The sequence below is a fragment of the Actinomadura formosensis genome, assembly GCF_050948385.1.
Taxonomy (GTDB): domain Bacteria; phylum Actinomycetota; class Actinomycetes; order Streptosporangiales; family Streptosporangiaceae; genus Spirillospora; species Spirillospora formosensis.
Genome location: NZ_CP192011.1, coordinates 7,208,517 through 7,229,854 on the forward strand (window position 1 = coordinate 7,208,517; position 21,338 = coordinate 7,229,854).

Sequence of the window (21,338 nt, forward strand, 5' to 3'; positions counted from 1 at the left end):
TCCTCCGCCGCAGCGAGGCCGGTACCCGGACGGGTGCCGGCCTTTCGCATGTCCCGCGCCGGCCGCGGCGTGCCGCCGCCCCGGCGCCTGCTTCCGGCGGGAGCGGCACCGAAGTTTGGTACTTAGTCACGAACCGGCTGACCTGGTAAGTCACTTGTTTACCATGGACGGAAAGTCGAGTGACGCATGTTGTTGCGTTGCCTTCTCCAGGTAGTGCGGACCCCGTAGACTCGCAGGGTGATCTTCAAGGCGGTGGGTGATGGAAGGCCCTATCCCGACCACGGCATGACGTCCCGGGACTGGGCCAAGATCCCGCCTCGCCAGGTCCGCCTCGACCAGCTCGTGAGCACCAAGCGGGAGATGGACCTGCAGTCCCTCCTCTCCAAGGACTCCACGTTCTACGGCGACCTGTTCCCGCACGTCGTCCAGTGGCAGGGCGAGCTCTACCTGGAGGACGGCCTGCACCGGGCGCTGCGGGCCGCGCTGCACCAGCGGCTCGTCCTGCACGCGCGCGTCCTGGACCTGGACGCCGTCGACATGAGCTGATTCAGCGGATACGGACGGGCTCCGCGGCGGGACGCGCCTTCGGCCGGGCCTGCGGGCGGGCGGGACGGACGACGCCGGGACGCGCGGCCAGCAGCCCGAAGAGCACTTCGGGCACGACCAGGGCGAGCAGCAGCACGATCGGGACGTCCCAGCCGCCCGTGACGTCGTGCAGCACACCGACCGCGAACGGGCCGGCGGCGGCGAGGAGATACCCGCCCGTCTGCGCCATCCCGGACAGCGCCGCCGCCACGGACGGGCTCGGTGACCGGAGGCTCAGCAGCGTGTAGGCCAGCGGAAACGCGCTGCCGGTGCCGAGGCCGAGGACGGCGACCCAGATCCAGCCCGCGGACGGGACGAGCAGCAGGCCGGCGAGCCCCGCGACCATCGTGGCGGCGACGGCGACCACCACGGGCCGCTGGTCGCGCAGCCGGGCGGCGGCCACGGGGACGAGGAAGCCCAGCGGAATGCCGACGATCAGCATGACCGAGACCATCATCCCGGCCGCCGCGGGAGTGAATCCGGCGTCCCGCATGATCTCCGGCAGCCACGACATCAGGACGTAGAACATCAGCGACGCCAGCCCCATGAAGGCGGCGACGTACCAGGCCGTGGGCGAGCGCAGCAGGGACCCCTCCTCGCGCGGAGCCGCCATCGGGGCCGTCGGGGCGCGGCGTCCGCGGACGGCGAGCGGCCCCCACACGAGCACGGCGGCCAGGGACGGGACGGCCCAGACGGCGAGCGCGAGCCGCCAGCCGCCCGCCTCGGCGAGCGGCACCGCGAGCCCGGCCGCGACGGCGCCGCTGGCCGCCATGAGCATCATGGCGAGACCGGTGAGCGAGCCGACGCGGGCCGGGAACGCCCGCTTGATGACGGCCGGCATCAGGACGTTGCCCATCGCGATCCCGGCCCCGGCCAGGACCGTTCCAACGAACAGCGACACCGGGGACTGCGCCACCCGCAGCACGATCCCCGCCGTGATCAGGACAAGCGACCCGGCGATGGCGGCCTCGGTGCCGAACCGCCGCGCCACCACGGGGGCGAGCCCGGCGAACACCCCCAGGCAGAGCACCGGCAGCGTGGTGAGGACACCGGCCCCGGCGTCCGACAGCCCGAACACGTCCCGCAGGTCACTGAGCACCGGCGCGATCCCGGTGATCGCCGCCCGCAGGTTGACCGTCAGCAGCACCAGCCCGGCCAGCCACCAGACGGCCGTCACCTGGGAACCGGGAGCGGCCGCCGGACTCCTCGTCTCACTCATGGCTCACCCGGTCGGCGGAGGCGAGGATCTCGTCCAGGCACGCGTGCGTCGCCCGGGTCGCGGCGTCGGCGTCGCCCGCCTCGATGGCCGCGGCGATCGGGCCGTGCGGGACGTCGGCGTGTTCGAGGAGGACGCCCGCCGCGCCGATGCTGGCCCTGAGCGCGGCGCTGAAGCCGCGGTACAGGTCGGTCAGGACGCGGTTGTGCGTGGCCTCGACGACGGCGGTGTGGAAGGCGAGGTCGGCCTCGACGAACGTGGCGTGCTCACCGGCCGCCCAGGCGGCGTCGCGGCGCGCGAGGGCGATCGCGATGGCGGCGATGTCGGTGTCCGTGCGGCGGGCCGCGGCGAGCCGGGCGGCCTCCACCTCAAGCCCGCGCCGCACCTCCAGGATCTCGACGAGTTCCGCCGTCTCCAGGCCCCGCCGGACGGCCCCGGACAGCTCGCTCGTCGCGCGCACGTACGTGCCGTCGCCCTGCCGGGATTCGAGAAGCCCCGCGTGGGTGAGGGCGCGGACGGCCTCCCGGACGGTGTTGCGGCCGACCCCGAGCGTCTCCGACAGCGCCGGCTCCGGCGGGATCTTGGCGCCGACGGGCCAGCTTCCCCCGGCGATCTCCGCTCTGAGCTGGCCGATCACCTGATCGACCAGCGACGACCGCCGCGCCGTGCGCAAAGCCACCCTGAACCTCCGGTCAACCAATCATCCTACGTTTAAGGGTAAACCAAGACCGGATGCCTCTTGTCCCTTTGTGCAGGAGAGGAACGCCACACCGCGCCGGCGCGGGGGTACGTCGCCGAGGCCGGTGACGTGCCGTCCCCGGGAAGGCGGACGGCACGTACCGGCTCAGAGTCCTCGGTCTTCGTATTGGCCGTGGTAGGACGGGGCCTTCGCGCCCGGCTGCGCCGGGGACGCGATCGAGGACGCCGACAGCCCCGCGGCCCGCAGGGCGTGGCGGTAGGCGGCGGCGGCGTCCTCGGTGTCCTGGACGAGTTCGAACAGCTCACCCAGTTCCCGGAACAGGTGGGCCGCCGGACGCCCCGGAGGCAGCGTCGCCAGCTGCTCGGACGCGGCCCGCAGGACGACCTGGGCGGCCGCCCGGTCGCCTTGGGCCACGCGTGCGCGGGCCAGGACGAGCCGGGCCAGGACGGTCTTCTGCGTGCGTACGGCAAGCTCGGCGGCAGGCTGCGGGGCCACGGTGTGATTGCTCGTGGGGGCGGCCAAGGCCAGTCCGGTGTCGAGGAACTGTTCCAGGGTGGCGATCGCCTCGTCCAGTGCGCCGACGAGGACCAGCGCACGAGCCTTGGCGATGACGCTCTCCGTGGATTCGTCGCCTTCGAGGCTCTCCGTCCCCTGGAGGAGGTCCAGCGCCTCTTGCGCGGCCTCCCGCGAGCCCTCCGGGCGCGGGCCTTCGAACCCGAACTCACCGGACGGCACCGCACTGGGCGGCACGGCTGCTGAGAACGGTACGACGCCCCTGAGCAGCGCCTTGGCCCCGGCAAGAGCGAGACGAGCGCGGCTCCGCACCGGAGTGGCGTCGGTACGCGCGGCCAATGCCTGATCGGCGAAGTACAGCGAGTCCCCGATGCTCCCCTCCTCCAGCGCACGCATGCTGGCCCGCTGGTAGTGGACGCTCACCGGCTCGCTCTCCCCGGCCTGCCCAGGATGCAGGAGGCGCCGGCCCAGCTCGTGCGCGCGCACCGGATCGGAGCGATCCACATAGGCGAGCAGCAGGATCCGACCGGCCTCGGTGTACTCGTGGCCGACGGCGAGCCCGAGCTGTTCGAGCCGCTCGACGGCGCGCTCGCCGAGCGCGGTCGCCTGCCCCAGGTCGCCGACGGTGTGGTAGCACCGGGCCAGCGCGATCACGGGCGGCAGCCAGCTGGCCCGGCCCGGGTCGCGTTCGGCCTGCTCGCGCAGCTCCTCGAACAGCGTGATCGCGGCGTCGGTCCGGCCCAGGTCCTCCAAGGCGCGGGCGCGGCCCCAGCGGGCGCGGGACGTGAGGTCGGGGTCGTCGCTGCGGGCGATCACCTCCTCGAAGCCGGCCTCGGCGGTGGCGGCGTCGCCGCGCAGCAGCGCGAGGTGCGCGTGGCGTTCCCGGACTTCGAGATGGGCGCGCTGCTCCGGCTCCACGCCCTCGGCGAGGTACTCCGGGGTGCAGCCGAGACGCTCGGCCAGCATGCGCAGGACGGTCGGAGTGGGCGTGCGCTTACCCGACTCGATCAATGAGATGTAGCTGTCGGAAAGGTCGTGACCGGCGAGCTGTGCCTGCGACAAGCGTCTGGTCAGCCGCAGGTTGCGGACACGTTCGCCGACGTTGCCTGGACCCGGCATGAGGACTCACTTAGCGGAAGTAAACAGGCGACTGGGGTGCCGACATGATTGCACATTGCGGGTTATCGCACATCGAGAGCAATGAACTGGAAATCGCGGACACCGCCCGGCGGGCTCGTCCCGCTGCCGCGCGCACGCCGCTGGAGCACGGTGCCGCGCCGGTTCGCGCCAACGGATCGTCCGGCGGATGCGACCTCTGTCACTCACCGAGAGTATCCGACTGACGCCACAAGATCCCGAACACCGCGAATATCGGCCAGTTCATCATGTTTTCCGGTCGGCCGCACCCTTCGTCCGGCAGCGGGTGGAGCGACGGCCCGCAGCATGATCGTCCAGCTCGGAGCGCCGGGCGCCCGGCCGTCTCGCGGAGCCGGCCGGGCGGACGGGTCACGGTTCGGGATCGGAGCCTTCCTTGGGCCCGGTGGAGGTGGGGGTTTCCTCCGGCGGCCTGGGCCGGCGCGGGGGCGGGGGCAGCGTTTTCTCCACCGGCTCCGGGTTCTTGTTCGGGAAGATCATTTCGCAGACTTCGAGATAAAGCTGCTCGGGATACGGCAGAAACGGCACGTTCGTGAGCGCCTGGTCCTGGCCCGCGGACTCCAGGATGAACTCCCCGTAGCCGAGCATCCGGCCCGCGATCGTCCGCTTGAAGCTCATGTCGGTGACCTTGGCCAGCGGCATCATCGCGACCTTGCGGGTGATCAGGCCGGTGGTCAGCAGCATCCGCTGGTTGGTGATGACGAAGTAGTCGACGGACCACTCCGCGACACGCCAGACGAACCAGGCGAGCAGGAACAGCCAGATCCACCAGATCCAGCTGATGGCCTTCCCCGCGTCGCTGGCGACGGTGTTGCTGAGCAGGCCGGCGACGATCAGGCCGCCGAGGACGAGACCGACCGGGACCATCAGCACGGCCGGATGCCGGCGCACCGTGATCACCTGGTTCTCGTGCGGGAGCAGGTACTTGTTGACCGACGCGGGCGCCGAGTCTCCGGGGGTGACGAGCCTCATCCCGGCCTCTCAGGAGAGCGCGTTGACGAAGGTGGCCAGGGAACCGGCGGCGGACGCGATGCCGTTGGCCGCGCTCTCCACCGACCGGGCTGCACCGTCCGGCTGGTTGATGACATAGAACGCTACGAAGGCCATGGCGGCCCACGTCATGTACTTCTTGGCGGGCACGGCTGCCTCCCGGAGCGTCGACTCACGGACCCCGGTTCAGTTTCGCACAGCCCACCCGACCGGCAAAGCAAGCACTATGGCGCGTTGCCGTGAGCCAAGGAAGGCCGGACGTCCACGTCCGGCACCTCCTCATGGCGCATTATGGCGCGTCCTCATGGTGCTTATGGCGCATTGTCCAACGACGACCGGCTCGCCTTGCGGCGCTTCTCGGCCGCGACGGTCGCGAGCACTTCCAGGTGGCGGCGCGCGATCCGTTCCACAAGGTCGGGGGGCGCCGCCCCCGTGACCTCCTCGGCGCCGTAGCGCGCGGCGGAGACGCAGCGGTCCACCGTGTCGGCACCGTGCACCCCGTCGAACTCCTCGGTGAGCCGCTCGCCGATCTCGGCGTAGCGCGGCAGGTCGTCCCCTTGGTGAGCCATCACGTTTCCCCGTGCTCGCTCGCACCGCCCGGTCCGTAGCGGTCCCCTGTGCCGGGACGGCGGAGGGGAACGCGCCCTGGCGTTCCGTAAGGGGGGTGGTACCCCATGCCGCAGCGAACGAACATCGCAGGTCACGCCTGACTTGGGGCATATTGCCGGTATTGCCGGGACGTGCTCAGACGACGCCGTAGAGGCGGTCCCCCGCGTCCCCGAGGCCCGGCATGATGAAGCCCTGCTCGTTGAGGTGCGAGTCGATCGCGGCCGTGACCACCCGGACCGGCGCCGAGACGCCGGCGAACGCCCGCTCCATGTACTTCAGCCCCTCCGGGGCGGCGAGCAGGCAGATCGCGGTGACGTCGTCGGCGCCCCGGTCGAACAGCAGCCGGATCGCGGCGGCGAGCGTCCCGCCGGTCGCGAGCATCGGGTCGAGGACGTAGCACTGCCGTCCCGACAGGTCGTCCGGCAGGCGGGTCGCGTACGTCTGCGCCTGCAGCGTGCCCTCGTCCCGGATCATGCCGAGGAAGCCGACCTCGGCGGTGGGCAGCAGGCGCGTCATCCCGTCCAGCATCCCGAGGCCAGCGCGCAGGATCGGCACGACCAGCGGCTTCGGGCTCGCGAGCTGGACGCCCTCGGCCTCGACGAGGGGGGTCTGGACGGTCGCCGCGGCGACCCGGACATCGCGCGTGGCCTCGTAGGCGAGCAGGGTGACCAGTTCGTCCGCCAGACGCCGGAAGGTGGGGGAGTCGGTGCGGACGTCCCGCAGCGTCGTGAGCTTGTGCGCGACGAGGGGGTGGTCGACGGCGAGGGTCTGCATGCGCTCACCGTAGCCCACCCGCTCTCGGTCGGCCGGACCGTGCCGAACAGGATAGGACGCCGTTGAGCTGGGCAGTATGGCGATATGAGCAGCCAAAGCGGTCGCCAGCCGAGGGGACCGGCGCGGGCCCGCGAATCCGCGCCCGATCCGCCCGCCCCCGCCGTGCCTCCCCCCGAGGCCGCGGCGCCTCCTCCCGACCCCTCCGAACCCGCCGAATCCGCAACTCCCGCACCGGCTTCCGAGCCCGCGCCCCAGCCCGCGGGCACCGGGGTGACCGATGTCACAGCCGAGGACGCACCGGCACGTCCCGGCCCCCAGGGCGACATCTCCCCCGAGCAGGTCCGCGAGCATCTGCGCCGCCGGGCCATCTTCCTGCGCGAACTGGCCGAGGCCCGTGAGCTGCGGCGCCGGGTCACCCCGCACCGGTCGCGCCGCGCGCGGATCCACGCGGTGCTGCGCCGCCGCACCTTCCGCATCAATTGATGCGGATTGGATAGGTTCTTGCCGCCAGGACCGGTATACGGTGCCGACTCCCGGCCTCACCTCCGGGTACGGTGCCGAGTTTGGCGGTGGGGCACGCGAGCGGGCGCCGCATCTGCCACCATTCCCTGGCAGGAGACGCGCCGGTGGGGTGGAGATGACGGATGTGGACGCGACGGACTTCGCCGTCGTGGTGTATCGGGAAGACGAGAGCTGGGAGGCCGAGATCCTCCCGGTGGCGTTGACCGAGGACCTCGCGGGGCTGATCCATGCCCTGCGCCAGCAGCCGAGCCTCGGCGGCACGGTCGGGCTGGTCTCGGTCGGCGACGACTTCTTCGTCGCGATCCGCCTGCTGGGCGACGAGGTCATGGTGTTCCTGTCGGACGTCACGGCCTCGGTCGACTGGCCGCTGGCCCGCCAGGTCCTCGACTATCTGGACATCCCCGTCCCGGACGACGAGGAACTCGACCAGGTCCTGCCCGTCGGCGACATGTCGATCTTCGCCGATCTGGGCCTTGACGAGATGGAACTCGGCGCGATCTCCGGTGACCTGGAGCTCTACCCGGACGAGATGCTCCTCAGCGTCGCCGGCCGCATCGGCTTCGCCCCCGCCTTCGAACGCGCCCTCGACGCCGTCCCCTAGGCGCAGGCCCGTCCCCCACCGGACAGAACCGAAGTTCATGCACGGCCGCCGCCGGGAAGCCGGGGGCGGATTCCGCCCCCGCAAAGGGGTGTGACCCTGGCAACCCCGTGGGTCACAATGAGCACGTGTCCTACTTCGCCGCCGTGTTCGCGCGGACCCCGCAAGGCTGGGTCGGTGCCGAGGCCGCCCTCGCCGAGGCGGACCACGTCGACGATGTCGCCGACCTGATGCGGGAGGCCGCCGTCGAGTCCTACGGCGACCCCGTGGTGCTGATGGTCGAGCAGGACGACGACTGGTTCGCGATCGTCCGGCTGGACGGGACGGACGAGCCGCGCGCCTACGTGTCCACCGTCCGCCAGGACGGGCTCGGCTCGCTGCTCCAGCAGCTCGTCGGCGAGGTCCCCGACGGCGAGTCCGGCGGTGACCCGGCCCTCCTCGAAGACCTCGGCCTCGCCGCCGACCAGCTCACCGACCTCGGCGAACGCACCATCCCCGGCGACGCCCTCCTCACCATCGCCGAACAGGCCGGCTTCGGCGAAGAATTCGACCGCCTCCGTGACTGACCCGGGGGATCCGGTCGTCGCGGGGTTCGTGCCGGCGATGCGGCGGGCCCTGGACGAGGCGCGGAAGGCGGCCGAGAGCGGGGAGGTTCCGGTCGGCGCGGTCGTGCTGGACGCGTCCGGCGAGATCATCGGCACCGGGCACAACGATCGCGAGCGCTCCGCCGACCCGACCGGGCACGCGGAGATCATCGCGATGCGGGAGGCGGCGGCGTCCCTCGGGTCGTGGCGGCTGGCGGGCTGCACGCTGGTCGTCACGCTGGAGCCCTGCACGATGTGCGCGGGCGCGGCCGTCCAGGCCCGGCTGGACCGCGTCGTCTACGGGGCGGCCGACCCGAAGGCGGGTGCCGTGGGGTCGCTGTGGGACGTCGTCCGGGACCGGCGGCTCAACCACCGGCCCGAAGTGATCGCCGAGGTACTGGCCGACGAGTGCGCCGCCCCGCTTATCGAGTTCTTCACCCGCCGCAGAGTCGGGTAGGCTCTCCCGCGGTGGTGTCGCCTAGTGGACGAGGGCGCACGCCTCGAAAGCGTGTGAAGTGCAAGCTTCCGTGGGTTCGAATCCCACCACCACCGCAGGCGCGAAGGCCGCCGTCCCGCAACCGGGGCGGCGGCCTTCGCTCATGTCAGCCGACCGTGACCAATGCCACGCCGGCGACGGCGACGGCCATGCCCACGCGCTGGATGACGCGCAGGCGCTCACTGTAGGCGACCCTCGCCAGCAGGACGGTGATCGCCGGGTAGAGGGACGTGAGGACGGCGGCCAGGCTGAGCATGCCGCCGTGGACCGCGAGGAAGTACAGGACGTTCGCGCCCGCGTCCAGGCCGCCGGACAGGAGCGCCAGCCCGATCAGCGCCCGTCCGGACATCCGCGGGCCCAGGTCGCGGCCGCGGGCCACCATGAACAGCAGCGCCACGGCCACGATGAACAGGGTGCCGACGCGAGCGCCGACGACCGGCCAGAGCCCGGCGCCGTTCCCCGCCGCCTTCAGCAGAACGAAGAAGACACCGAAGCAGGCACCGGACACCCCGGCCATGAGCGGGCCCGAATCCACCGGCCGCCGGCCGGACGCGGCCTTCCCGCCGTCTCCGGCCTCCATGCTGACCAGCCCGATCGCGACGAGGCACAGCAGCACGCCGGCGAGGACGGAGGCGTTCAGCCGTTCGCCTCGCGCGATGCCCACCGCCACCGGCAGCACCGCCGCGGCCAGCGCGGACACCGGCGCCACCACGCTCATCGGCCCGCGGGCGAGCGCCCGGTAGAACGCGATCAGCCCGGCCCCACCGGTCATGCCCCCCAGGAGCCCCCAGGCCATCGGCCCGGGAGCGGCGTTCCCGCCGCCGAGCAGCGCCGCCACCAGGACGACCGCGAGCCCCACCGGGACACACCAGGTCAGGGCCTTCAACGCGGTCGACTTGCGGGCCACGGCGCCGCCGAGGAAGTCGGCGGTGCCATAGGCGAGGGCGGCGCCGAGCGCCAGGACGGTGACCATCACCGCCCGCCGATCAGGCGGGTCTCGATCCGGACGTCCGGCGCGATCACGCGGAGCCGCTCCGCCAGCCGGTCGCCCGCCTCGCGCAGCCGCTCGATGGGGTACGGCTCAAGGCGTTCGAGCAGGAAGAGGCCGTTCTTCGTGCGCTGCGTCAGCCGCGTCCGGACGCACTGCCGCCAGTTCCAGCGCCGGCAGGTGACCCCCCGGTCGTCCCGCCAGACGACCTCGCCGGCGTCCGGGTGCTCGACGGCGGGCTCCCCGCCCGCGATCACGTCGAAGGGCTCGTCTCCCGCGGCCCTGACCAGCCGCGCCGCCCCCTGATAGGCATCGAGGTCCTCACCGCCGATCGGCAGCGCGTACTCGACGCTGACCGCGTTGTAGGCGTCCACGACCTTGTTGATGGACGGGAGCGCCTCGGCACGCCGCAGCAGCGCGTCCACCGAGGGCCGGGTCCGCTGCGGCTTGGCGCCGAACGCCCGGTAGGCCGCACGCCAGGCATCCACATGCGGATCACCGGGGTCGGCCTTCCCGGCGGCCTCGGCCAGCCAGCCCTCCGACACCTGATCGCCGGGCCCGTTCACCAGCCCCTCGGCGCTCATGACGAGCACGGCGAAGTCGGGACGCAACTCCCGGACGGCCTCGTCCACGACAACCCGCTCCAACATCCGACCCTCCACACGGTCACTTTAATGAAACGCTCGTAGCATTATACCGACCGCCGGCGGTGCGGACCAAGCCGTTTCCCGCTCCGAGACCGACGGCTCGGCGGGATGTGAGCCGGCCACGACCTGGGGGTTGTGGACGGGGGGACGGGGCACCGGCGGGGTTGCGGGACACTGATCGCATAGCGGATCGGGTGATGCGGCGGCCGCCCGCGCCGGCCTTGGCGGGCGCGCGACGCCGACAGATGCTGGAGGACGATGAGCGGGCAGGAGGCGATCGGGGAGGCCGTGGCGCGGACCGTCCGGGCGTTGCGGGCCGGGCACAGCTGGAGCCTGGACGAGCTGGCCGGGCGCGCCGGGGTGAGCAAGGGCGTCCTGGTGGGGCTGGAGCAGGGGCGCGGCAACCCGAACCTGGGGACGCTCATCCGGATCTCGGACGCGCTCGGCGTCCCGTTGACGCGGCTCGTGCAGGTGGAGGAGGAGCCGCCGGTGCGGATGTTCCGGCCCGAGCGGCACGTCGTCCTGTGGGAGGGCGAGCGCGGCGGGACGGGGACGCTGCTGGCCGGCAGCGACCCGCGGCCGTCGCTGGAGCTGTGGCGCTGGGTGCTCCAGCCCGGCGAGACGCGGGAGAGCGACGCGCATGTGCCGGGCACCAAGGAGATCGTCTATGTGGAGCAGGGCACGCTGACCCTCGTTGTGGACGGCCGGACGGACCTGGTCGAGGAGGGGGCCGCCGCGGTCTTCGTCGGCGACCGCCCCCATTCGTACGGCAACGCGGCTGAGAGCGAGGTCCGCTTCGTCCTGGCCGTCCTGGATCTCTAGCCGTCCCCTCGCCGTCCGTGGCCGACGGGCGGGCGCGGTGGGTCAGGAGGTCAGGCGGACGGGCATGGCCAGGTAGCGGTAGCCGGTGTCGGTTTCGGGCGGGGGCTCCTCATCGTCCTTCCGGTCGGGGATGGCGGTGAGGAGGGCGGGTTTGGTGGGGCCCGCGCATTCGAGGCGGGCGTATTCGGTGTCGATGCCGGCCAGGCCGTCCAGGAGGTACTGGGGGGCGAACGCGATATCGACGTCATCGCCGGTGAGGCTCACCGCAAGCGCTTCGTTGGCGCGGGCGGAGTCACCGGTGGCGGCGCGGATGCGGACCTCGCCCGCGGTGAGGGCCAGGCGGATCGGGGTGCCGTGCTCGGTGACGAGGGCGGCGCGCTTGATCGCCTCGACGAACGGGGCGACGGGGATCTCGGCGACCGACGACCAGGTGCCGGTGAGGCGGGACCTGTAGTTGATGTACTGGTCGTCCAGGAGGCGGCTGGTCATGCTGCGACCGCCGCCGGAGACGCCGATGAGGGTGTCGGCCCTGCCGGCGAGGCCGATCTCGACGCCGGCGCCGCGTTTGATCGACTTGGCGGTGTCGGCGAGGGTGCGGGCGGGGACGACGACGCCGGCGGTGAAGCCGGGGTCGGCGGGCGACCAGGTCAGCTCGCGGGCGGCGATGCGGTAGCGGTCGGTGCAGGCCAGCCACATCGTGTCGCCCTCGATGTCGATCCGGACGCCGGTGAGCATGGGCAGCGTGTCGTCGCGTCCGGCGGCGGGCGTGACCTGGGCGACCGCGGTGGCGAACACGTCGCCGGGGACGGTGCCCGCGCGGGCGGGCGGCTCGGGGAGGGTGGGGTAGTCCTCGACGGGCATCGTCAGCAGGCCGAACTCGGCGGGGCCGCAGCGGACGACCACCTCGGAGCCCTTCGTGAAGACCTCCACCGGCTGCGCGGGGAGATTGCGGACGATGTCCGACAGCAGCCGCCCGGGGACGAGCACACGCCCCGGTTCGGTGACGTCGGCGTCCTCCCGGGCCTGCGCGGAGACCTCGTAGTCGAACCCGGCCAGGGTCAGTTCACCTTCGCCGGTGACCTCGATGAGCATGCCCGCGAGGATGGGGAGGGCGGGACGGGACGGCAGGGTCCGCGCCGCCCACGCGACGGCGTCGGCGAGCGTCTGCCGGTCGACTCGGAACTCCACCTCGATCAGCCTTCCCACGGTGAACGTCTACGTAGGGCACGTTAGCCGGGACCTCTGACAAACGAGCCGGACACGGGTCAGAAGAGGGTCGCCCCGCCGTCTCCGCCGCGGATCCCGCGTTCGAAGCCGAGGAGGTAGCGCTTGCGGTCGAGGCCGCCGCCGTAGCCGGTGAGGGAGCCGGTGGAGCCGATGACGCGGTGGCAGGGGACGATGACGCCGACCGGGTTGCGTCCGTTGGCGAGGCCGACCGCACGGGACGCGGACGGTTTGCCGATCTCGACGGCGAGTTCGCCGTACGTGGTGGTCTCCCCGTAGGGGATCTCCTGGAGTGCCGCCCAGACGCGCTTTTGGAAAGGCGTCCCGTGGAGGGCGAGCGGCACGTCGAATTCGGTCAGTTCACCGGCGAAGTACGCGGTGAGTTGGGCGGCGACGGTCGCGAAGGGTTCGGCGCCGGGGTCCCCTGGCGCACCGAAGGTCCCTTCGGACGGAAGGTGCCGCTGCTTCTCCATGTAAAGCCCGGACAGGGCGCCGTCTGTGGCCACCAGAGTGAGAGGGCCGACGGGGCTGTCCAGGACGACGTGTGCAGGCATGAGGTTCCTCAGTGTGCAGGAAGCAGGTTGATGGGGTGGTCGCCCGTGGCCCACAGATACTGGACGGCGTAGGCGCGCCAAGGGCGCCATTGGGCGGCACGCCGGGTGAGGGCCACGGGAGTGGCCGGAAGGTCGAGGCTCCTGGCGGCGGCCCGGATTCCCAGGTCGCCGGGGATGAACGCGTCCGGGTCTCCGAGAGCACGCATCGCGATGGTCTCGACGGTCCATGGGCCGAAGCCCGGTAGGGCGGACAAGCGCGCGCGGGCCTCATCCCAGTCGCTCCCTACGCCCAGGTCGATCTCGTCACTCGCAAGCGCGTCGACAAGGGTCGTGAGGGTGGTGCGGCGAGCTTTCGGGAACGCGAGTGCCTCCGGGGCAAGGCCGGCCAACGCGGCCGGGGTGGGGAAGAGGTACGTCAGCCCGCCCCCTGGGTCGTCTATGGGGTCGCCATAGGCGGTGACCAGGCGTCCCGCGTGGGTGCGGGCCGCAGCCGTCGAAACCTGCTGCCCCAGGACGGCCCGTACGGCGAACTCAGGGGCGTCCACAGTGCGGGGGACGCGTCGCCCGGGGGCCTTGTCGACCAGCGGGGCCAGAACCGGGTCGGTGCGGAGCAGGTCGTCCACGGCGACGGGATCGGCGTCCAGGTCGAGCATCCAGCGGCAGCGGCTGATCGCGATGGTGAGGTCGCGCAGGTCGCTGAGGCTGAGCGTGCAGGCGACGTAATCGGGCTGCGGGCTGAGGGCCGCGATGCCATGCCCGTGAGGCAGGCGCATGGTGCGCCGGAACGCACCGTCCCGCCATTCTTCGACGCCGGGGACGGCGGTGGCCGCGAGATGGCCGAAGAGGTTGTCCGGGCAGAGCGGCGCACGGAAGGGCAACCGCAGCGACAGCGCCCCCGACCCGGCCGGTGCGTGGCCCTTGGCGGCACGGTCGCGCAGAGCGGTCGGGGTGAGCGCGAACACCTCGCGGACGTTGTTGTTGAAGGCGCGGATACTGGTGAAGCCCGCCGCGAACGCGACGTCCCCCATCGGAAGGGAAGTCGTTTCGATGAGGAGCCGTGCCGTCTGAGCACGCTGAGCCCGCGCCAGAGCAAGTGGCCCGGCACCCAGTTCAGCATTGAGCTGACGTTCGATCTGGCGGGTGCTGTAGCCAAGACGTCCGGCGAGACCTGGCACACCCTCACGGTCAACGACACCGTCCGCGATGAGGCGCATCGCCCGTGCGACGACGTCCGCCCTGTGGTTCCACTCGGGCGAGCCAGGGGACGTGTCAGGCCGGCACCTCTTGCAGGCCCGGAAGCCCGCCTGCTGGGCGGCGGCAGCACTCGGGTAGAAGCGCATGTTCTCCGGCTTGGGCGGTACCACCGGGCAGCTTGGGCGGCAGTAGATCCCGGTGGTCACGACCCCGGTGAAGAACCATCCGTCGAAGCGCGCGTCCTTCGACTGGACGGCCCGCACACACCTCTCCACGTCCTCGTGCATGCCTCCAGCATCACCGACGGGAACACAACCCACTAGCCAGAAAACGACATCATCGCTGGCCGCACTACGATCGTCCCCCACACCAACCATGTGCAAAGAGGAATCATGGAGCACCAGTCCAGCACCCCTGCCTTAACGGCTTCCGAGTCCGGCGAGGTGGTGCTGAGGCCACCGCGCACGCTCCGGTACCTCGCCTATGCGCAGGCCGCTACAGGTGCCCTCCTCATCGTGGCCACGGTGTACGCATTCTGGATCCAAGCCTTCATCCCGGCCCTGTGCCTCGGCTTCATGGGGCTGTCAGCCATTGGCGCGACGCTGCCCTTCCTCGCGGGCAGTGTGAAACTTGGTCCGGACGGGCTGCACAACCACCACCGGGATTCGGTCAGCCAGGTCTACCTGGCCTGGGACGGCATCAATGCGCTCGAACGGCGCCGCCGGCTGTGGACGGAGGCGGTGGTGGCCGTAAGTCCCGCCACCTCGGTCACCTTGGGGGCACCGATCCGGCTGCGCCTGCGCCGGGACCCGAGGTTCGACGCCGCCGTCGCCGACCTGTCCCGGCGCTCGGGAATCGCGGTGACACGTGGGCGTTCCCTGCTGACATGGCGGTACGCCTTCGCGCATCTGGCGATCCTGACGACGTGGACGCTGGTCTTCGTCACGTTCGATCCGATCTGGCACCATCAGGCGTGGCCGGGCCGCAAGGAGGCGCACGCCCTCCCCGATCCCTGTCGCGTACTCGCGCCCACCGCGAACCAGATGCTTCCGAAGAGCACACCGGCACGTTTTCCGTTCGACGGCAACCCCGTGTGCCACTTCGGCGCCATCTCGCTGAGGCTTGAGTACCGGCTGTACGAATACAGGACCGGTCAGGACGGCGGCATCGAACAGGCCAAGGAAAGGTTCCGCGAAGGCCCCGGCGGGCCCACGCCCGAGGACAAGGACGCCCGGCCGCTGCCGAACGTCGGAGATGAGGCGGTGATCGTCGCGTCCACCTATCAGGACGCGACCCGCGTGAAGCAGGTCCAGGTCTCCGCGCGTAAGGGCAATGTCGTCATCTGGCTCGTCTACACGCCTCGTTTGAAGGGCTGGGACTCCACGGACGAGGCGGCCGCGATCGCCGAGCGTCTCGCCCGCACCGCCGCCGGCCGGGTCGTGCTCGGGTGAGCGGGCTTGACGTCTCAGGTAATCGATCTTCCGTCGGCGGGTTGGCAGCGTAGGGGGCACCGGGAGAACAGGCCCGGACGATCAGACGGGAGTCATGAAATGGGCGACGTTCAGCAGCGGGTCGAGCGGTACCTGGCCATCTGGAACGAGACGGACCCGGCCGCCCGGCGCGCCGCGATCGACGAACTGTGGACGGAGAACCCCGTCTACGTCGACCCGCTCGGCGTGGCCGAAGGGCGGGACGCGATCGACGCGTTCGTCGGCGCCGCGCAGCGGCAGTTCCCCGGCCTGGTGTTCCGCGCGGCGGGCGCCGTGGACGCCCACCACAACGTGGCCCGCTTCACCTGGGAACTCGGCCCCGAGGGCGGCGAGGCGATCGCCGCCGGCTTCGACGTCGCGGTCTTCGGCGACGACGGACGCTTCGACCGCGTCCACGGCTTCCTCGACAAGGTGCCCGGCTGAGGCGGAGCGCGGCGTGCCGGGCGCCCCGCACGCCACGATCACAACTGCCGTAGCGCGCCGCCGTCCACCGTCCATTCGGCGCCCGTGACCTGGGCGGCCATGGGGGACAGCAGGTAGGCGATGACCCGTGCGACGTCCTGCGGCGCACCCAGCCGTCCGACGGGGAGGCGTCGCTCCTCACGGACGAACCGCTCTATGGCGTCCTCGACGGGAAGGCCGTAGAGAGCGGCCAACTGGTCCGCGAACCCACCGGGCTCGTCCCACAGCCGAGTCCGTGTAGGGCCGGGCGTAACGACGTTGGAGCGGATGCCACAACGGCCGAACTCCCCCGCCAGCGTCTTGGACACCGACAACAAGGCCGTCTTGGACGCCGCGTAGTCGACCAGTGGCGTGTCGGGGAGCCGCCCGGCTTCGCTGGAGACGTGCACCATGCTCCCCGCCCCCTGGTCGATCAGTGCGGGCAGCACGGCGCGGGCCATGCGCACCGCCGCGTGGAAGTTCAACTCGAACGTGGCGTGCCACTGGTCGTCGGTGACGTCGAGGAATCCGATCCTTGAGTGCAGCGCACCCGCGTTGTTGACAAGGCCGTCCAGCCGCCCATGACGCTCTAGGGCGACGTCAACGACGCGTTGCGCGGCGGCCGGGTCGGTGAGGTCGGCGGCCACGTCGGGGGAGAAGCGCGCCACGCCGACGACGTGGGCGCCTTCGCCGGTGAGCAGCCGGGCGGTCGCCTCGCCGATGCCGGCGGACGCGCCGGTGACGATGTAGACCCTGCCGTCGAGTCCGAGATCCATGTCGGTTCCCTTCAGGAGCGGCGCAGGAACGACCCGACGAGGACCGCGCCGGCGAGGGCGATTGCGACGTTCACCGCGGTCGCGGTGTGGACGCCGCCAAGGACGGACGTGTTCGCGGTGGCCACGGCGCTCATCACGGGGATGCCGAGCGTGATGGCGACCTGCTGCGTCATGGTGGCGAGGCCGGTCGCGAGTCCCTGCTCGCCGTCCGGCAGCCCGGACGTCGCGGTCCCCATGAACGCGACGATCGCGACCAGGTTCCCGAACCCCCCGATCGCGGTGGCGGCGAGCAGCAGGCCGAGCCCGTCACGCCGCTCCCCCAGGCCGAGCAGCGCGGTCGTCGCGGCGGCCTGCAGGACGAGCCCGCAGACGAGCGTCGCCCGGCCGCCGAGCCGCCCCATGATCCGGGGCGCGGCCACGCCGCCGGCGAACGTCCCGGCGCCGAGGACGCCGAGCGCGAGGCCGGTGGCCAGCGGCGAGAAGTCCAGGACCTTCTGGAGGTAAATCGTCATCAGGAACACCAGTGATGTTTCGGTGGCGAACGCCACGAAGCCGCCCACGTTGCCCCAGGTGACGGTCCGGCGGGTCAGCACGCGCAGCGGCGCGAGCGGGGCCGGTGAGCGCCGCTCGACCAGGACGAACGCCACGAGCAGCGCCGCCGCGGCCGCGAGCGCACCGAGCGCGGGCGGGAACGTCCAGCCCCGCGAACCGGCCGAGGTGATCCCGTACACGAGGGCGAGGAGGCCGCCGGTGACCGTCACCGCGCCCGGAACGTCCAGCTTCGCCCCGTCCCGTGCCCGGCTCTCGGTGATCACCGCGGGCGTGACCGCGAGGATGAACACCGCGAACGGCACGTTGACCAGGAAGGCCCAGCGCCAGCTCAGCAGATCGGTGAGCAGCCCGCCGAGGATCGCGCCGACGGTGAACCCGGCGGACATCAGCGCGCCGCTGAGCCCGAGCGCCCGCGTCCGCAGCGGCCCCTCGGGGAAGGACGTGGTGAGCAGCGACAGAGCGGCCGGGGTCGCGATCGCCGTGGCCAGCCCCTGCAGGACCCGTCCGGTCAGCAGCGACGCCGGCGCCGTGGCCAGCCCGCCGATCAGGGACCCGCCGGCCAGGAGGGCCATGCCCGCGAGCAGCATCCGGCGCCGCCCGAACAGATCGGCCACGCGACCGAACAGGAGCGTGAAACCGGCGGCGGGAAGGGCGAACGCCGTGGCGATCCATTGCAGCTGGTCCAGGCCGAAGCCCAGTCCCCTGCCGACGACCGGCAACGCCACGTTCAGGATGGAGAAGTCGATGGCGAGCATGAACTGTGCGCCGAGCAGAAGGGTCAATACCAGCTTGTGCCGTGACGACATCCGCCCGGAGGGGGCGGAGACAGCGGTGGTGAGTGCGGTCATGCCGACGACCCTCGCGCCGTAGGGCGCGGCTACCCAGCCCCCGGCCGTTCGTACCACCGTCAGTGGCAGGCTCAGGTCACGGGGCGAGGCTCCGCAGGACGCAGAACTCGTTGCCCTCCGGATCGGCCAGGACCTCCCAGGTGCGATCCGGGGACTGGCCCACGTCCGCCTTGCCGGCACCCAGTTCGACAAGGCGGGCGACTTCCTCGTCCGTTCCGCAGTCGATCGGGCTGAGGTCGAGGTGGAGCCGGTTCTTGACCGTCTTCCCCTCCGGTACCCGGATGAACTGGATCGTGGGCGGCATCTGGCGCGCTCTGACCTCTGCGACGGTCGGCTCCCACGAGCCGATCTCGACCTTGTCCCGGGTTCTGTCGATCACTGTGAAGCCCAGTGCCGCGCACCAGAACTCCGCGAGCCGCTCCGGGTCGCGGCAGTCGATGGTCAATTCAGTGAATCTACTCGTCATGATCTCCGAGTGTGGCACCTTCGGCGGGGCTCGGCGGCCGCCGTTCGCGGCCGGGGCGAGACCATCGGCGCTCAGGAGCGCCAGCGGTACCTGCGCTCGGGGCGGCCCGCCGCGCCGTAGCGCAGCCGTACCTCGGCCCGGCCAGAGGACACGAAGTATTCGAGATAGCGGCGGGCGCTCACCCGGGCCAGGCCCACGCACGCGGCGCACTCGGACGCCGACAGGTCGGGGTGTGCTTCCCGCAGCGCCTGTTCCACCAGGGCCGCGGTCTCCTGGGTGAGGCCCTTGGGGAGCCGGCTGACCTGGCCGGACGCGGTTCCGCTGAAGGCCCGGTCGACCTCGGCCTGCCCGGCGCTGGAGACCTCGGCGAGTTCCTTGCGGAGCGCGGCATACCGCTCCAGGCGCTCCCGCAGCGTCGCGTAGTCGAACGGCTTGATGAGGTAGTTGACCACCCCGCCGCGCATGGCCTGGCGGACGGTGTCCACGTCCCGGGCGGCCGTGACGACGAACACGTCGACTTCGGGTGGGCCCTCCCCCCGCAGCCGCCGCAGCATGTCGAGGCCGCTGATGTCGGGCAGATAGATGTCGAGCAGCACCAGGTCGGGCCGCAACCGGCTCACGGCGCGGAACGCGTCCGTACCGGTGTGGACCTGGCCGGCCACCGCGAAGCCCGGTGTGCGGGCCACATATCCGGCGTGGATCCTGGCGACCATGAAGTCGTCATCGACGATGAGCACCCGGATCATGGCCCCGTCCCGTCCGCCACGGGGAGCCGCGCGGTGAACACGGCCCCGTCCTCGTTGCGCACCGCGATGTCACCGCCGCGGCGCCGGCAGACGAGCCGGGCCAGCGCGAGCCCGAGCCCGCGCTCGCCGGCGCCGTCCTTGGTGCTGAAGCCGCGGCGGAACACCTCCTGGGTCAGCTCGGGCGCCACACCGGGGCCGCAGTCTCGGACGGTCACCACCACGTTTCGGGGCTTCCCGGCGTCTTCGGTCACCTCCACCTCCACCCAGCCGTCCGACACCCCGCCGAGTGCGTCGAGCGCATTGTCGACCAGGTTGCCGACGACGGTCACCAGATCCGCGGAGAGAATCTCGTCCACTTTCGGCAACCGGGTCCGCGGCGAGATCCGCAGCCGTACGCCCTGCTCGGCGGCCAGGCTGGATTTGGCGATGAGCAGGGCCGCCAGCGAGGAATCCGCGATCCGCGAGACCACCTCGGCGCTGAGCCGGGCGCGGGCCTTGCTCAGCCGCGTCACGTACTGCACGGCCTCGTCGTGCTCGCCGAGTTCGATGAGGCCGGCGACGGTGTGGAGCTGGTTGCTGAACTCGTGCGCCTGGGCGCGCAGCGTGTCGGTGGTGTGCCTGGTCACGTCCAGTTCCCGCTGCAGCGCGGTCAGCTCGGTACGGTCGCGCAGTGTCGTCACCCACCCGAGCGAACGGCCGCGGGCCGAGAACGGCATGCGATTCAGGATGAGTACCCGGTCGCCGCTCATCACTACCTGATCCCGCCCCGGCGAGGCGTCGGTGAGCGATTCGCACACCGGCTCTTCCAGGCCGAGTTCCTCCAGCTTCTTGCCCACGCACTGCGGGGGCAGGTCGAGCAGGCGCACCGCCTCGTCGTTGACGAGCGTGATCCGGTGCTGGAGGCCAAGGCCGATCACGCCTTCACGGATGCCGTGGAGCATCGCCTCGCGGTGCTCCACCAGGCCCGTGATCTCCGTGGGTTCCAGGCCCAGGGTCTGCCGCTTGACCCTGCGGGAGAGCAGCAGCGAGCCCGCCACCCCGAGGGCGCTGGCCATGCCGAGATAGGTGAGCAGGTTCGGAGAGGCCCGCCACAGGCTGGCCAGCAGCGTCGGATAGGCGCGCCCCACGGCCACCAGGCCCAGGGTCCGCCCGCGGTCATCGAGCACGGGCGCGTAACCCACCACGTACTTGCCGCCGTCCTCCTCGACCGCCTCCACCCAGGAGCGGCCGGAGAGCACGGGGCTGCCGTGCAGATCCAGCGGTTCACCCACCTGGCCAGGGTCCGGTGAGGTGACGACGATGCCGTCGGACCGTGCCACGATCACGTAGGAGGCGCCGGAGACACTGCGTGTGCTCTCCGCGACCGGCGCCACCACATGCTCCATGGTACGGTCCGCCAGTCCGAGACGGACCGACCGCACGGCGGCCACGGTCTCGGCGATGGAGAGTACCCGGCGTCCCTCGTCCCTTCGGAAGCCGGCCTCCGTCTGCGCCAACGAAACCGCGGCGACCGCCACCAACACCGCAAGAACGATGGCCAGCTGCAGGGCGAGGAACTGGCCGGCCAGCGAGACCCGGCGACGCGCCCACGGCCAGTTCACGCTTCGATACTGCCAGGACAGTGTCTCGATGGAGACACAATTCTCATGACCACAACGACCACAACCATCAGTACGACCCAAAGCCTGACATTGAAGCGCAGATTGCCCGAACATCGTCTGAACCTGGTCGAGAGGCGGGATCGTGATGAACAGACGTTACCGGGCAGGTTTGGCGGTCGCTCTGGCCGCGATGCTAACCGTGGCAGGCTGCGGCGACGCTTCCGGTGGCAAATCGGTCACCAACCTC

At 71.5% G+C, this 21,338-nt stretch carries 24 protein-coding genes, 1 tRNA gene and 1 pseudogene; 9 read left to right on the top strand and 17 right to left on the bottom strand.

Features of this window, described 5'->3' with window-relative positions; translation table 11 throughout:
• Positions 1 to 237: 237 nt before the first annotated feature.
• Complete coding sequence (locus tag ACQP1N_RS33880) at positions 238 to 546, top strand: type II toxin-antitoxin system VapB family antitoxin (RefSeq protein WP_067793520.1); 309 nt, start codon at positions 238 to 240, stop codon at positions 544 to 546.
• Position 547: 1 nt separating this feature from the next.
• On the opposite strand, the gene ACQP1N_RS33885 is transcribed toward ACQP1N_RS33880, so the two are convergent.
• From ACQP1N_RS33885 to upp, 7 genes and pseudogenes are all read right to left on the bottom strand, one after another.
• Positions 548 to 1,804, bottom strand: a complete 1,257-nt coding sequence (locus tag ACQP1N_RS33885) for a CynX/NimT family MFS transporter (protein ID WP_433228351.1) — start codon at positions 1,802 to 1,804, stop codon at positions 548 to 550.
• On the bottom strand, positions 1,797 to 2,480 hold the full coding sequence (locus ACQP1N_RS33890; protein ID WP_433228354.1) for a FadR/GntR family transcriptional regulator: 684 nt from the start codon (positions 2,478 to 2,480) through the stop codon (positions 1,797 to 1,799). Before ACQP1N_RS33890 ends, ACQP1N_RS33885 begins: the two co-directional genes overlap by 8 nt.
• 165 nt (positions 2,481 to 2,645) lie before the next feature.
• Positions 2,646 to 4,133, bottom strand: coding sequence for a helix-turn-helix transcriptional regulator (locus tag ACQP1N_RS33895; RefSeq protein WP_084262408.1), 1,488 nt, complete (start codon positions 4,131 to 4,133; stop codon positions 2,646 to 2,648).
• 498 nt (positions 4,134 to 4,631) lie between these two features.
• Positions 4,632 to 5,141 (bottom strand): annotated as a pseudogene (locus ACQP1N_RS33900) (PH domain-containing protein); the annotation flags it as partial.
• Between the two features lie 9 nt (positions 5,142 to 5,150).
• Complete coding sequence (locus ACQP1N_RS33905; protein ID WP_157419132.1) at positions 5,151 to 5,309, bottom strand: hypothetical protein; 159 nt, start codon at positions 5,307 to 5,309, stop codon at positions 5,151 to 5,153.
• A 161-nt stretch (positions 5,310 to 5,470) separates the two neighbouring features.
• Entirely contained in the window at positions 5,471 to 5,728 is a 258-nt protein-coding gene (locus ACQP1N_RS33910) for a hypothetical protein (protein ID WP_067793517.1), read from the bottom strand.
• Positions 5,729 to 5,903: 175 nt separating this feature from the next.
• A complete protein-coding gene (gene upp / locus ACQP1N_RS33915; RefSeq protein ID WP_067793556.1) occupies positions 5,904 to 6,542 on the bottom strand; it encodes a uracil phosphoribosyltransferase in 639 nt (212 codons plus the stop codon).
• A gap of 270 nt (positions 6,543 to 6,812) precedes the next feature.
• Here upp and ACQP1N_RS33920 point away from each other — a divergent pair, with 270 nt between their 5' ends.
• From ACQP1N_RS33920 to ACQP1N_RS33940, 5 genes are all read left to right on the top strand, one after another.
• On the top strand, positions 6,813 to 7,025 hold the full coding sequence (locus ACQP1N_RS33920) for a hypothetical protein (RefSeq protein ID WP_067793516.1): 213 nt from the start codon (positions 6,813 to 6,815) through the stop codon (positions 7,023 to 7,025).
• 154 nt (positions 7,026 to 7,179) lie between these two features.
• Positions 7,180 to 7,665, top strand: coding sequence for a tRNA adenosine deaminase-associated protein (locus ACQP1N_RS33925; RefSeq protein ID WP_067793515.1), 486 nt, complete (start codon positions 7,180 to 7,182; stop codon positions 7,663 to 7,665).
• Positions 7,666 to 7,790: 125 nt separating this feature from the next.
• Complete coding sequence (locus ACQP1N_RS33930; RefSeq protein ID WP_433228356.1) at positions 7,791 to 8,228, top strand: tRNA adenosine deaminase-associated protein; 438 nt, start codon at positions 7,791 to 7,793, stop codon at positions 8,226 to 8,228.
• A gap of 37 nt (positions 8,229 to 8,265) precedes the next feature.
• Positions 8,266 to 8,703, top strand: a complete 438-nt coding sequence (gene tadA / locus ACQP1N_RS33935) for a tRNA adenosine(34) deaminase TadA (RefSeq protein WP_067793555.1) — start codon at positions 8,266 to 8,268, stop codon at positions 8,701 to 8,703.
• A 10-nt stretch (positions 8,704 to 8,713) separates the two neighbouring features.
• Positions 8,714 to 8,798: transfer RNA gene (locus ACQP1N_RS33940), tRNA-Ser, on the top strand.
• Between the two features lie 50 nt (positions 8,799 to 8,848).
• Here ACQP1N_RS33940 and ACQP1N_RS33945 read toward each other — a convergent pair.
• Positions 8,849 to 9,715 (bottom strand): EamA family transporter, encoded by an 867-nt coding sequence (locus ACQP1N_RS33945; RefSeq protein WP_067793513.1) that lies wholly within the window; start codon positions 9,713 to 9,715, stop codon positions 8,849 to 8,851.
• A complete protein-coding gene (locus tag ACQP1N_RS33950) occupies positions 9,715 to 10,380 on the bottom strand; it encodes a B3/B4 domain-containing protein (protein ID WP_433228357.1) in 666 nt (221 codons plus the stop codon). Before ACQP1N_RS33950 ends, ACQP1N_RS33945 begins: the two co-directional genes overlap by 1 nt.
• Before the next feature lie 255 nt (positions 10,381 to 10,635).
• Here ACQP1N_RS33950 and ACQP1N_RS33955 point away from each other — a divergent pair, with 255 nt between their 5' ends.
• The gene (locus ACQP1N_RS33955; protein WP_433228358.1) at positions 10,636 to 11,199 is read left to right on the top strand and encodes a helix-turn-helix domain-containing protein; all 564 of its coding nucleotides are present in this window, start codon (positions 10,636 to 10,638) and stop codon (positions 11,197 to 11,199) included.
• 42 nt (positions 11,200 to 11,241) lie between these two features.
• Here the strand turns inward: ACQP1N_RS33955 and dnaN are convergent, their stop codons facing one another.
• From dnaN to ACQP1N_RS33970, 3 genes are all read right to left on the bottom strand, one after another.
• The gene (dnaN, locus tag ACQP1N_RS33960) at positions 11,242 to 12,387 is read right to left on the bottom strand and encodes a DNA polymerase III subunit beta (RefSeq protein WP_433232915.1); all 1,146 of its coding nucleotides are present in this window, start codon (positions 12,385 to 12,387) and stop codon (positions 11,242 to 11,244) included.
• 77 nt (positions 12,388 to 12,464) lie between these two features.
• Positions 12,465 to 12,977: a methylated-DNA--[protein]-cysteine S-methyltransferase gene (locus ACQP1N_RS33965; RefSeq protein WP_433228360.1), complete on the bottom strand. Its 513-nt coding sequence runs from the start codon at positions 12,975 to 12,977 to the stop codon at positions 12,465 to 12,467.
• Between the two features lie 8 nt (positions 12,978 to 12,985).
• Positions 12,986 to 14,458 carry an AlkA N-terminal domain-containing protein gene (locus tag ACQP1N_RS33970; protein ID WP_433228362.1) on the bottom strand — a complete coding sequence of 491 codons (1,473 nt, stop codon included), beginning with the start codon at positions 14,456 to 14,458 and terminating at the stop codon, positions 12,986 to 12,988.
• Between the two features lie 105 nt (positions 14,459 to 14,563).
• Between ACQP1N_RS33970 and ACQP1N_RS33975 the strand changes: the two genes are divergently transcribed.
• On the top strand, positions 14,564 to 15,622 hold the full coding sequence (locus ACQP1N_RS33975; protein WP_433228363.1) for a hypothetical protein: 1,059 nt from the start codon (positions 14,564 to 14,566) through the stop codon (positions 15,620 to 15,622).
• 99 nt (positions 15,623 to 15,721) lie between these two features.
• Complete coding sequence (locus ACQP1N_RS33980) at positions 15,722 to 16,084, top strand: nuclear transport factor 2 family protein (RefSeq protein WP_067793507.1); 363 nt, start codon at positions 15,722 to 15,724, stop codon at positions 16,082 to 16,084.
• 38 nt (positions 16,085 to 16,122) lie between these two features.
• Here the strand turns inward: ACQP1N_RS33980 and ACQP1N_RS33985 are convergent, their stop codons facing one another.
• The 5 genes from ACQP1N_RS33985 to ACQP1N_RS34005 all read right to left on the bottom strand — a co-directional run bounded on the left by ACQP1N_RS33985 (position 16,123) and on the right by ACQP1N_RS34005 (position 21,091).
• Entirely contained in the window at positions 16,123 to 16,878 is a 756-nt protein-coding gene (locus ACQP1N_RS33985) for an SDR family NAD(P)-dependent oxidoreductase (protein WP_067793506.1), read from the bottom strand.
• An 11-nt stretch (positions 16,879 to 16,889) separates the two neighbouring features.
• The gene (locus ACQP1N_RS33990) at positions 16,890 to 18,278 is read right to left on the bottom strand and encodes an MFS transporter (RefSeq protein ID WP_433228366.1); all 1,389 of its coding nucleotides are present in this window, start codon (positions 18,276 to 18,278) and stop codon (positions 16,890 to 16,892) included.
• Between the two features lie 76 nt (positions 18,279 to 18,354).
• On the bottom strand, positions 18,355 to 18,723 hold the full coding sequence (locus ACQP1N_RS33995; protein ID WP_306303150.1) for a VOC family protein: 369 nt from the start codon (positions 18,721 to 18,723) through the stop codon (positions 18,355 to 18,357).
• A gap of 92 nt (positions 18,724 to 18,815) precedes the next feature.
• Positions 18,816 to 19,490, bottom strand: a complete 675-nt coding sequence (locus ACQP1N_RS34000; protein ID WP_067793503.1) for a response regulator — start codon at positions 19,488 to 19,490, stop codon at positions 18,816 to 18,818.
• Complete coding sequence (locus ACQP1N_RS34005; protein ID WP_433228368.1) at positions 19,487 to 21,091, bottom strand: sensor histidine kinase; 1,605 nt, start codon at positions 21,089 to 21,091, stop codon at positions 19,487 to 19,489. Before ACQP1N_RS34005 ends, ACQP1N_RS34000 begins: the two co-directional genes overlap by 4 nt.
• Positions 21,092 to 21,338 lie beyond the last annotated feature (247 nt).